Origin of the sequence: Pseudomonas triticifolii (assembly GCF_014358015.1) — a bacterium.
GTDB classification, from domain to species: Bacteria; Pseudomonadota; Gammaproteobacteria; order Pseudomonadales; family Pseudomonadaceae; genus Aquipseudomonas; species Aquipseudomonas triticifolii.
The window spans coordinates 419153-431046 of the sequence record NZ_JACONV010000002.1; the positions used below are offsets into that span (position 1 = coordinate 419153).

General features: G+C 60.9%; 10 protein-coding genes. 8 read left to right on the forward strand and 2 right to left on the reverse strand.

The window, feature by feature from the left end:
* Positions 1-42: 42 nt before the first annotated feature.
* Both H8S56_RS06635 and edd read right to left on the reverse strand, forming a co-directional pair.
* Positions 43-1008 (reverse strand): glucokinase, encoded by a 966-nt coding sequence (locus tag H8S56_RS06635; RefSeq protein WP_187518183.1) that lies wholly within the window; start codon positions 1006-1008, stop codon positions 43-45.
* A complete protein-coding gene (gene edd / locus H8S56_RS06640) occupies positions 1005-2831 on the reverse strand; it encodes a phosphogluconate dehydratase (RefSeq protein ID WP_024686709.1) in 1827 nt (608 codons plus the stop codon). The genes H8S56_RS06635 and edd overlap by 4 nt, the downstream gene beginning before the upstream one ends.
* Positions 2832-3050: 219 nt before the next feature.
* Here edd and gap point away from each other — a divergent pair, with 219 nt between their 5' ends.
* The 8 genes from gap (at position 3051) to H8S56_RS06680 (ending at position 11853) form a co-directional block, all read left to right on the forward strand.
* A complete protein-coding gene (gene gap, locus H8S56_RS06645) occupies positions 3051-4052 on the forward strand; it encodes a type I glyceraldehyde-3-phosphate dehydrogenase (protein ID WP_024686710.1) in 1002 nt (333 codons plus the stop codon).
* A gap of 141 nt (positions 4053-4193) precedes the next feature.
* Positions 4194-4712, forward strand: a complete 519-nt coding sequence (locus tag H8S56_RS06650; protein WP_187518184.1) for an RNA polymerase sigma factor — start codon at positions 4194-4196, stop codon at positions 4710-4712.
* Between the two features lie 110 nt (positions 4713-4822).
* Positions 4823-5728 carry a FecR family protein gene (locus H8S56_RS06655; protein WP_187518263.1) on the forward strand — a complete coding sequence of 302 codons (906 nt, stop codon included), beginning with the start codon at positions 4823-4825 and terminating at the stop codon, positions 5726-5728.
* 118 nt (positions 5729-5846) lie between these two features.
* A complete protein-coding gene (locus H8S56_RS06660; protein ID WP_187518185.1) occupies positions 5847-8420 on the forward strand; it encodes a TonB-dependent receptor in 2574 nt (857 codons plus the stop codon).
* Between the two features lie 109 nt (positions 8421-8529).
* Positions 8530-9144 carry a biliverdin-producing heme oxygenase gene (locus H8S56_RS06665; RefSeq protein ID WP_187518186.1) on the forward strand — a complete coding sequence of 205 codons (615 nt, stop codon included), beginning with the start codon at positions 8530-8532 and terminating at the stop codon, positions 9142-9144.
* Positions 9141-9611: a YbaN family protein gene (locus H8S56_RS06670; protein ID WP_024686715.1), complete on the forward strand. Its 471-nt coding sequence runs from the start codon at positions 9141-9143 to the stop codon at positions 9609-9611. Before H8S56_RS06665 ends, H8S56_RS06670 begins: the two co-directional genes overlap by 4 nt.
* A gap of 70 nt (positions 9612-9681) precedes the next feature.
* Positions 9682-10038: a DUF5064 family protein gene (locus H8S56_RS06675; protein WP_024686716.1), complete on the forward strand. Its 357-nt coding sequence runs from the start codon at positions 9682-9684 to the stop codon at positions 10036-10038.
* 306 nt (positions 10039-10344) lie between these two features.
* Positions 10345-11853, forward strand: coding sequence for a sigma-54-dependent transcriptional regulator (locus H8S56_RS06680; protein WP_024689092.1), 1509 nt, complete (start codon positions 10345-10347; stop codon positions 11851-11853).
* Positions 11854-11894 lie beyond the last annotated feature (41 nt).

Here is an 11894-nt window from a genome sequence, read left to right on the forward strand (position 1 = left end):
GGCTGTCGACTTTTGTTGTTATGTGCCGTGATGGCCCTGGCTTCAGATCGCTGAACCGAACGCCTGCTGCAGCGCCACGCCTGCTCCCATAAGACCGGGATACTCGGCGGTGACCAGCCAGACCGGCAAACCCTTGAAATAATCGCTCATCACGCCCTTTTCGGCGAGGGCGCGCTTGAAACCGCTGGTCATGAAAAAGTCGGTGAAACGCGGGACCACACCACCGGTGATGTAGACGCCGCCCAGGCCGCCGACCGTCAGTACCTGATTGCCGACCACCCGCCCCAGGAAGACGCAGAACTGATCGAGCACCGCCGCCGCGACCGGGTCGCCTGCGAGGGCTGCCGTGGTGATTGCAGCCGGCGACTTGAGCTCAGGCTCGATATCGTCCAGCGCACAACTGACCTGATACAACAGCAACAGGCCCGCACCACTGAGGACCACTTCAGCACTGACATGCTCGTGCTCGGCCATCAGACGGGTCCACAGCAGCGCCTCGCGCGCCGTACCAATCGGCAGATCGACATGCCCGCCCTCGCCCGGCAAGGCCATCCAGCGGGTTTCGCTTTCCTTGATCAGGGTACCCACACCCAGCCCGGTACCAGGCCCGACAACGGCGCGCGGACGATCCGGCTTGCCGATCCCGTGACAGACCGTCAGGTACTCATCGTCCTTGAGCCGGGTCATGCCCAGCGCCATGGCGGTGAAGTCGTTGATCAGCAACAGGTGGTCGACTTTCAGGTCGGCGCAGAACTGCTTACGGCTCAATTCCCAATGACTGTTGGTGAACTGGAACAGGTCGCCATCCACCGGCCCGGCCACTGCCAGGCAGACGTAGCCGATGTCGCCGCGCTGCAACTCCAGGTCCTGGAGGTAGACCTCAATGGCTTTCTCCGGCCCGACATAGTCGATGGTCGGGAATACCCGGACAGAATGCAGTGTGTCGTCTTCCCAGATGGCAAAACGTGCATTGGTACCGCCTATATCACCGACCAGGGCCAACTTCACTTAAGCGTCTCCAGACTAGAGGTAAAGGCGCTGGCGCCCTGCTCTGCGGAGCTGAAGGCCATGCGCATGAATCCAAACAGTTCCCGACCGCAACCGACACTGTTGTCGATCTGGCAAGTGGCAGGTTCTCTGGCGGTCAATTCTGACGCCTCGACCAGAACTTGCAACGTCCCTTTCACGCCATCGACGCGAATCACGTCACCATTTCGCACAAGTGCCAAAGGGCCACCAACAAAGGCTTCCGGGCAGACGTGAATGGCGGCCGGGATCTTGCCCGAAGCACCGGACATCCGTCCATCGGTGACCAACGCGACCTTGAAACCGCGATCCTGCAACACACCGAGAAACGGCGTCATCTTGTGCAGTTCAGGCATACCGTTGCAGCGCGGCCCCTGAAAACGCATGACCGCGACAAAATCGCGTTCCAGCTCGCCTGCCTTGAATGCGTCGGCGAGTTCCTGTTGATCCTGGAACACCCTGGCCGGGGCTTCGACGATCTGATGCTCAAGCGCCACGGCAGACACTTTCATCACGCCACGGCCCAGGTTGCCTTCCATGACCCGCAGGCCGCCTTCCGCAGAGAACGGACGGGACACAGGGCGCAGGATGTTCTCGTCCAGGCTTTCCAGCGGACCTTCGCGCCACACCAGTTTGCCGTCTTCGAGGAACGGCTCTTTGGTGTAGCGGCTCAGCCCATAGCCGGCCACGGTGTTGACGTTTTCATGCAGAAGACCGGCCGCCAGCAGTTCGCGGATCAGAAACGACATGCCGCCCGCTGCCTGGAAATGGTTGATGTCGGCCTTGCCGTTCGGGTAGACATGGCTGAGGGTCGGCACCACTTCCGACAGATCGGCCATGTCCTGCCAGGTCAGTTTGATACCAGCAGCCATGGCGATGGCAGGCATATGCAAGGTGTGGTTGGTCGAACCGCCCGTGGCGTGCAGGGCAACGATGGAGTTGACCAGCGAACGCTCGTCGACGATTTCGCCGATCGGCATGAAACTGCCGCTCTGCATGGTCAGGCGCGTCACCTGATGTGCAGCCTCGGCGGTCAGCGCATCACGCAGCGGGGTGTATGGGTTGACGAACGAGGCGCCGGGCAAATGCATGCCCATCACTTCCATCACCAACTGGTTGGTGTTGGCAGTGCCATAGAACGTGCAGGTGCCAGGGCCGTGATAGGACTTCATCTCCGAGTCCAGCAACTCTTCACGGGTCGCCTTGCCTTCGGCATAGCGTTGGCGTACGTCGGCTTTTTCCTTGTTGGAAATGCCGGACACCATCGGGCCGCCCGGTACGAACACCGTAGGCAGGTGACCGAAGCGCAACGCGCCCATCATCAGACCCGGCACAATCTTGTCGCAGATACCCAGCATCAGCGCGCCGTCGAACATGTTGTGCGACAGCGCAACCGCCGTGGACATCGCAATCACTTCGCGGCTGGCAATCGCCAGTTCCATACCCGCCTCACCCTGCGTCACGCCATCGCACATGGCCGGGACACCACCGGCAAACTGACCGACCGAACCAATGTCACGTAAAGCCTGTTTGATCAGAGCAGGGAAGTGTTCGTAAGGCTGATGCGCCGAGAGCATTTCGTTGTAGGAGGACACGATGGCAATGTTGGCGGCGTTCATCATCCGCAGGTTTTGCTTGTCTTCCGGGCCGCAGGCGGCAACGCCGTGAGCGAAGTTGGCACATTGGAGTTTGCCGCGCATCGGGCCATCGCTCGCTGCGCCGCGAATCAATTGGAGATAGCGCTGACGGGTATCGCGACTGCGAGCGATCAGACGCTCGGTTACCTCAAGAATGCGGGGATGCATGTGATGAACTCCAGGCTAACGTCTATGGTCACCCGTAAAGACGGTTCCGATGATCGGGGCCGGATGCTGTGGCGCAAGGGCCTGATTTCGATCAATGGTGCATGCCTTTCAGGCTTGTAATTGTAGATAAAACAAAATACTGCCACTAAAAAGGCTTGTTTTCTATTTTTATGAGAATAATCTTGTAATTCCAACAACAAATTCATGAAGGACGGCTGTATGACTCTTCGTATCGCAATCAACGGTTTTGGCCGCATCGGCCGCAACGTCCTACGCGCACTCTATACCCAAGGTTACCGGCAGGACCTGCAGGTCGTCGCCATCAACGATTTGGGCGATAGCGAAATGAACGCTCACCTCTTGCGCTTCGACACTGTACACGGCCCGTTCAGCGGCACAGTCGAATGCGACAAGGAAAGCCTGACGGTCAACGGCGACCGTATCTCCGTGAGCGCCATCCGCAACCCTGCAGAGCTGCCATGGAAGTCGCAGAATATCGATGTGGTGTTTGAATGCACCGGCCTGTTCACCAGCCGTGATAAAGCGTCCGCCCACCTGACTGCCGGCGCACGCAAAGTCATCATCTCCGCTCCGGCCAGTGGCGCAGATGCGACCATCGTCTACGGTGTGAACCACGACACGCTGCGTCAGTCGCACCAGATCATCTCCAGCGCTTCTTGCACCACCAACTGCCTGGCGCCGGTTGCCCAGGTGCTGCACCGTGAACTGGGTATCGAAAGCGGCCTGATGACCACCATTCACGCCTACACCAACGACCAGAATCTGATTGACGTCTACCACACCGACCCGTACCGCGCGCGTTCGGCCACCCAGTCGATGATCCCGAGCAAGACCGGTGCTGCCGAAGCGGTCGGCCTGGTGCTGCCTGAACTGGCTGGCAAGCTGACCGGCATGGCCGTACGGGTTCCCGTGATCAACGTGTCGCTGGTGGACCTGACCGTCACCCTGAAACGCGAAACCACCGCCGAAGAAGTCAACGCGCTGATGAAAGAAGCCAGTCAGCACTCCAAGGTACTGGGCTACAACACCCTGCCGCTGGTCTCCCACGACTTCAACCACAACCCGCTGTCGTCGATCTTCGACGCCAACCACACCAAAGTGAGCGGCAAGCTGCTCAAGGTGCTGTCCTGGTACGACAATGAGTGGGCGTTCTCCAACCGCATGCTGGACAACTGCCTGGCACTGCACAACGCCGAGTAATGCATCCCGGCCCGGTCGTGCCGATGCTCTGCGTCGGCGCGCTCACTCGGCGCCGGACACACAAAATAAACAAGGCCCACTTGACCAACGACGCAGATGATAAGCATTATCATTTGATTCAATCGCTGGTCGAGCCCGTCTGTGTCGCAGTCTCACTTCAACAATGTCTTTATCGCCCGCCGCGATGTGCTGTTGCGCACGTTGCAGCGCATGGTGGGCAACCGTAGCGCTGCCGAGGATCTGCTTCAGGAAACCTGGCTGCGTGTCAGTCGGGCGCTGAACGAACGCCCCATCGATCATCTTGAGCCCTTCGTCTTCCAGACCGCGCGTAACCTGGCGCTGGACCATCTGCGTGCCCGGCGCATTCGGGGGCGTACGCTGATCGAAGACGTTCCGCCCGCCCAGCTGGAAAGCGTCGTGGCTCAACTGAGCGCGCCGGAAGATGCCGCTCACGCCAAACGCCTGATCGACAGCCTGAGCGCGAGTCTCAGCACCTTGACCCCGCGCCAGCAGTCGATCTTCACCCTCAGCCGGCTCAACGGGCAGAGTTATCTGCAAATCGCCGAACAGTTGAATGTCTCGGCCAGCACCGTACAAAAAGAACTGAAACTGATCATGGCGATCTGTGTAGGCGTCGTCTCAAGGCTTGACCCGCCCTGAGTGCTGTCGCAGGCTGCCAATCCGTCGCCCCGACCGATACCGATTCAGGACCGCTGAGGAACACCGTGCCCCCAGAAACACCGGCGCAAGACGTGCTGAGCAACCGCGCAATGGATCAGGCCTTGACCTGGCTGATTGAGCTGGAAGGCACTGACGCGCGACAAAACATGCTCTTTCAGGAATGGCTCAGCGCCGATCCTGAACACGCGCGTGCGTTCGACAAAGCCCAGGCAATCTGGAATGGCGCAACCGTGCAACAGGCTGCCGCGCAACTCGACGTACCCTGCAAGCGGACACCCTGGCAGCGCGCTCGTGCGCACTGGAAACCCTTGGCCACGGCAGCGGTTGTACTGCTCACGGTGCTGAATTTCAGCAACCTGCCGCTACGCCTGCAGGCCGATCACTTGACCGTGGTCGGCGAGCGTCAGCGTCTGGAGCTGGCCGATGGGTCGCAGGTGTTGCTCAATACCGACTCGGCGTTCTCCAGCCAGATTGGTGACACGCAGCGTTCGGCGCGCCTTTACCAGGGCGAAGCGTACTTCAACGTGCCCGCCCGCCCCGGCCTGCCGATGGAAATCGAGGCCGGTCCCGTGCGCATGCGGGCCGACAGCACTGACTTTTCCGTGCGCTATCTGGACGGCGTTGCCCAGGTGCAGGTCCAGCGGGGCGCGGTAAACGTGCAGGCCATTCGCGGCGACTCAAGCGTCAACCTCGGTGCCGGGGAAAGCGTACGCATAGGACCTGGTGGCTTTGGCAGTCGAGAAAAACTCGACGCCAATCGCGATCTGGCCTGGGTACAAGGCCGCCTTGTTTTCGATAACTGCCCGCTGAACGAAGTGCTGGCCGAATTGCGTCGCTACTACCCGGGCTGGATCATCAACACCAATGCACAGCGAGGCCATGTGGCGGTGACCGGCAACTATCGTCTGGATAATCCGCTGGACGTGGTCCGCTCGCTGGCACACATCACCTCCGGCAGCGTGCACGAGATGCCTGCGCTGGTGATCATCAACTGACTGAACCTTTTTTTACTCGATAGCTGCTGGTCGTTCGTCTAGTCATTGCCAATGCAAATTATTCTCATATGAGAAGCGTGCGCAACACTAGAACGAGAACCCACAGGGAGCGTTATCGATGTCGTCCACCCCCACGCCCATTGCTCATCACCGAGCACGGTTTACCCTCTCTCTTTTGACGCTTGCAGTGCTCAGCGCCGGCTTGCCGATCACGTCAGCAAGCGCTGCCAGCGAGAATGCGAACCCCACTCGCGCCGCAGGCACCTACGCGTTTTCGATTGAACGACAGCCGCTGGTCTCGGCGCTGAACGCGTTCAGCCGTGTGACAGGCTGGCAGGTGGGCGTGTCCTCGGACCTCACACAAAACGTGACGTCATCGGGTGCCAACGGCAACCTGACACCCGCCAGAGCACTGGACGCTCTGCTGGCGGGCAGTCAGTTGAGCTACCGCTCACTGGGCAACAACACTGTGGTGCTGGAAAAACGCATCGCGGGCGTGATGGCGCTTGGGCAGATCACCGTCAGTGCCACCCGTCAGGCGCAGGATGTGGCCACCGTTCCCAGCACCGTCAGCGTGCATTCACGCGAAGAACTGGACCACCAGAACGTCAACACCCTTCGCGATCTGGTGCGCAATGAGCCGGGTGTGTCGGTCGGCGGAGCAGGCCAGCGGGCCGGCACCACGGGTTACAACATACGCGGCATCGACGGCGACCGAATTCTGACCCAGGTCGACGGCGTCGAAGTGCCCGACAGTTTCTTCACCGGCCCTTACGCACAGACCCACCGCAACTACGTCGATCCCGAGATCGTCAAGCGCGTGGAAATCCTGCGTGGTCCGGCCTCGGCGCTGTATGGCAGCAGCGCCATCGGCGGCGTGGTGAGTTATTACACACTGGACCCGGACGACATCATCAAGCCCGGCAAGGACGTCGGTGCCCGCCTGAAAACCGGCTACAGCTCGGCCGATGAGAGCTGGCTGAATTCCGCCACGCTGGCCGCACGTCAAGGTGATGTCGACGCTCTGCTGCACCTCAGCCAGCGCAACGGCCATGAAACCGAATCCTACGGCAGCACGGGCGGTACCGGCCTGAACCGCACGGAGGCCAATCCGCAAGACGCGCGCACCACCAACGTCCTGGCCAAGCTGGGATGGAACTACGGCGACGGCTCGCGTCTGGGCCTGACCTACGAAAAGTACAAGGACGATCGCGACACAAACCTGAAAAGCGCCGTCGGCGGGCCGTTCAACCTGGGCTCCGGGCTGGGCATGTATCAGTCGCGTGAAGGGAACGACACCATCACCCGTGAACGTTTCGGCGTTGAAAACAGTTTCGCCCTCGACAGCCTGCTGGTCGACAACGTCAAGTGGAGCCTGAACTACCAGACCGCCAAGACCGACCAGACCACGCAGGAGCGCTACTTCCCGTTCTCCCGTGACGTGAACCGCTCTCGCGAGACGGTGTATCAGGAGAAGCAGTGGATCTTCGATGCGCAGCTCGACAAGGCGTTTTCCATTGCCAGCACCGAACACGTGCTGACCTACGGCACGACCCTCAAGCAGCAGAAGGTCACCGGGCTGCGCAGCGGCAGCGCCACCTGCGCGCGGGTATTTGGCTCTTGCCGCGTATTGGGCGCCGACAGCCCAAGCGACCGGCTGGCGGCGACCAGCGACTTCCCGGACCCGACCATCAACAGCTACGCCCTGTTCGCTCAGGATCAGATCAGCTGGAATAACTGGACCTTTCTGCCGGGCGTGCGCTACGACTACACGAAACTCGATCCGAAGATCACGCCTGAGTTTCTCAACTCGGTCAGCCTGACCGATGCCAGCCAGGCCAGTGACGAAAACAAGACCTGGCACCGCGTGTCGCCCAAACTGGGCGTGACCTACGCGTTGACCGACCAGTACACCTGGTACGGCCAGTACGCCGAAGGTTTCCGCACACCATCGGCCAAAGCGCTTTACGGACGCTTCGAAAACCTGAGCGCAGGCTACGTGGTGGAGCCCAACCCAGATCTGGAACCCGAGAAAAGCAAGAGCTATGAAACTGGTCTGCGCGGCCGCTTCGAGTCCGGCTCGTTCGACATCGCGGTGTTCTACAACACGTACCGCGACTTCATCAATGAAGACGCCATCACACCCGGCTACAGCGCGCTGACGTTCCAGTCCAACAACATCAAGCACGCCACCATCAAGGGTGCGGAGTTCAAGGGCCGTTTGAATCTGGACAGCTTCGGCGCTCCGCAAGGTCTGTACAGCCGGGCCTCCGTGGCTTACGCCCACAGCCGCAACAACGACACCGGCGCGCCCATTAACAGCGTCAACCCACTGACCGGCGTGCTGGGCCTGGGTTACGAGCAGGAGCCCTACGGCGGCCTGCTGAGCCTGACGCTGGTCAAACGCAAGAACAGCGTGGATGAAAGCACCTTCCATACCCCGGACGGCACCTCCAGCCAGTTCAAGACACCCGGCTTCGGCATCCTCGACCTGACCGGTTACTACAAGGTGACCGACGATGTGACCGTCAATGCAGGCCTCTACAACCTGACCGACAGGAAGTACTGGTTGTGGGACGACGTACGCGGCTACGACGGTGTCGGTGAAGCAGGCGTAACCGCGCCAGCCAATCTCGAGCGCCTGACACAGCCGGGCCGCAACTTCAGCGTCAACGTGGTGTGGGACATCTGAACCGCGCACCAGCCCCACGCCGCCGAATCCGACGGCGTGTTTTTTTACGCTCATGGGTTTGACCATTCGTCTATTCAACAAACCCTTTTGATCAGCAAGGAAGACCTCAATGACACTCGAACAGATGCGTCCGGCCCTGCGCTCCCAACGCCTCAATCAGATTACCCACGCACCGCACGAACAGCTCGACAAGGCCGTCAAGGCACATGCCCCGTTCGACACCCTGAGCAGCTACGCGCGTTTTGTGGTCGCCCAGTACCTGTTTCAGGCCGAACTGCAGAGTGTGTACAACGACCCGGCGCTGCAGGCGATCATTGCCGACCTGCCTGCGCGCTGCCGGGCGGAGCAGGCCAGGGCTGACCTGGCGGACCTCGGTGTTCAAACGCCCTCGCCGGTTGCCGGTGCCGTGCAGCAGCCGACGCTTGCCCAGGCGCTGGGCTGGCTGTTCGTCTCCGAGGGTTCCAAGCTCGGCGCTGCGTTTCTGATCAAACGTGCCGTGGCGCTGAACCTCAGCGACAGCTTCGGTGCGCGTCACCTGGGTGAACCTGCTGGCGGTCGGGCGGCAGGCTGGAAAACCTTCATCAAGACCCTTGATGAACAGCCCCTCACAGCCGATCAGGAAGCTGAACTGGATCAGGGCGCTGTCGCGGCGTTCGAGCGTTTCAACGTTCTGCTGCAGCACGCTTACGCCGAAGCGCCGATGGCCGAAGTGGCACACGCATGAAAAAGCGCCCGGTGCTGTTAAGCTGGCCGGGCTTTTCGAACCTGCCTGTAGGAAACATGACGTACAAACCGCCCGGCTCCAGACTTTCACGCTTTCTGTTTGGCATCCTCGCCTATGCCAGTCTGGGCATAGGCATTGCCGCGATTTTCATTCCGGGGCTGCCCACCACCGAATTCATCCTGCTGGCCGCCTGGGCGGCAACGCGCAGTTCGCCACGCTTGAATGCCTGGCTGGAAAACCATCGCGTGTTCGGTCCGATCCTCTACAACTGGCGCAACGGCCGACTGGTCACGCGCCGCGCCAAGATCAGCGCCACCGTCAGCATGCTCTTCTGCGCAGTCATGATGCTGAGCCTGCTGACCCATGTCTGGTGGTTATACCTGGCGATTGCCGGCATGGGCCTGGGCAACCTGTGGATCTGGTCAAGGCCTGAGCCGGCCAGGGCCGAGCGTTCGCCGCCACGCTGACGCGTGCGGCTGAACCGCTCTGGTACGAGCGGTGTCCTACAGGGACACTCAATTTAATGGGGCAATCTCCATGTTCGAGCCAGGCCATTTGCACATGACTCATGCGGCGTTCCAGCGATCGGATGTTTCCTACGACATTCACTTGCGGTACGAACTGAGCCAGGACCCCAAGGAAGGAACCGGCATCCACTTTACGATGCAGGGCGAAATCAATGAAAAGACCTTCTCCGAGGTGTTTCGGCTGCCTGGTGACCTGGCCTTCAACTTTGCCCATGACGCCGGGCGCATCGCCATCAGGCACGGCCTGCCCCACAGCGACTCGCTGCCGATTGCCAGGCATCCTGACTACGACCGCATGTTCGAAGACATTCGCAACAAACTCGGCGTAGAGTCCGGCGACCCCGTGAAGCCAGAGCATCTGGAGTAACCGGATCCTGCCTGCCGATCGATGAGAGTGATGCTGCTCTTGTCGAACCGCGACTAATAAGCTGAATAAACACGGTTTGTGGGAGCGAGCCCGCTCGCGAAAGGGCCGGCTCATCCCACAGCGATGTCGTGCTTGAACCCGAGCCTTCGCGAGCAAGCTCGCTCCTACGGCTAGTCTGCTTGCTGCCAGACAGCGCCGCTTCAAAAGGGCGCTGCACACCTCCGTACGACAACACGCTGAATTTCACCAAACCCCGCGCCACAAGGCATACTTGCCACCCTCCCGTGCCCGGACCAGCACCGCCCCATGCGTATCCACGTTTGCTTCATCGACCGCGTTGGTATCACCCAGGAAGTACTGGCGATTCTGGGTGGGCGCAATCTGAATCTGGACGCCGTGGAAATGGTGCCGCCCAACGTCTACATCGACGCACCCACCCTTAGCCATCAGATGCTCGAAGAGCTCAAGGATGCGTTGTTTCGCGTGCGAGGCGTGGAAGCGATCACGGTGGTGGATATCCTGCCCGGTCAGCGTCGTCACTTGCAGCTCGATGCCCTGCTGGCGGCAATGACCGATCCGGTACTGGCGCTCGACAGCGGCGGGCATGTGCTGCTGGCGAACCCTGCCTTGATCGCGCTGATCGGCCGCGAACCTGCAGGCGAGCCGATTGGCGAACTGTTTGCCGACCCTGCACTGCAGGCCGCGCTGCTGGAAAACGGCTTTCGTCTGCCCTTGCGTGAAATCACCCTCAATGGCGAGGCCTTGCTGCTTGATGCCACGCCGATCACCGAGGCCGGCGCGCTGATCACGTTGTACCTGCCCAGCCGGATCGGCGAACGCTTATCCGCCCTGCACCATGATCACGCCGAAGGCTTCGATGCACTGCTAGGTGAGTCTGCTGCCATCCGCACGCTCAAGGCCCGCGCGCAGCGGATTGCCGCCCTGGACGCGCCACTGCTGATTCAGGGCGAAACCGGCACCGGCAAGGAGCTGGTGGCCCGCGCCTGTCACGCCAGCAGCGCACGACACGGCGAACCCTTTCTGGCACTCAACTGCGCGGCGCTGCCGGAGAACCTGGCCGAAAGCGAACTGTTCGGCTATGCCCCGGGGGCTTTCACTGGCGCTCAGCGTGGCGGCAAGCCGGGCCTGATGGAACTGGCCAACCAGGGCACCGTGTTTCTCGACGAGATCGGCGAGATGTCGCCGTATCTGCAGGCCAAGTTGCTGCGTTTTCTCAACGATGGCAGCTTTCGGCGGGTGGGTGGCGACCGCGAGGTCAAGGTCAACGTGCGTATTCTCAGCGCCACACACCGCGATCTGGAAAAAATGGTCAGCGAAGGCACGTTCCGCGAAGACCTGTTCTATCGCCTCAACGTCCTCAACCTGGAAGTGCCGCCCTTGCGCGAGCGGGGCCAGGACATTCTGCTGCTGGCGCGCTATTTCATGGAACAGGCCTGCGCGCAGATTCAGCGCCCGGTCTGTCGCCTGGCGCCCGGCACCTACCCGGCCCTGCTGGGCAATCGCTGGCCCGGCAACGTTCGGCAATTGCAGAACGTGATTTTCCGCGCCGCCGCCATCAGTGAAAGCGCGCTGGTCGACATCGGCGATCTGGACATCGCGGGCACCGCCATCGCAGGCCAGAGTGCCGTCGAAGTCGACAGCCTCGAACACGCCGTGGAATCTTTTGAAAAGGATCTGCTGGAAAAGCTATACGCCGACTATCCTTCCACCCGACAGCTGGCCACTCGCCTGCACACCTCGCATACCGCGATTGCCCAGCGACTGCGTAAATACGGCATTCCCGGCAAGCGTTAACGCTGTCAGCGCGTCAGGTAAAAAAACTTTCACGATGCGGC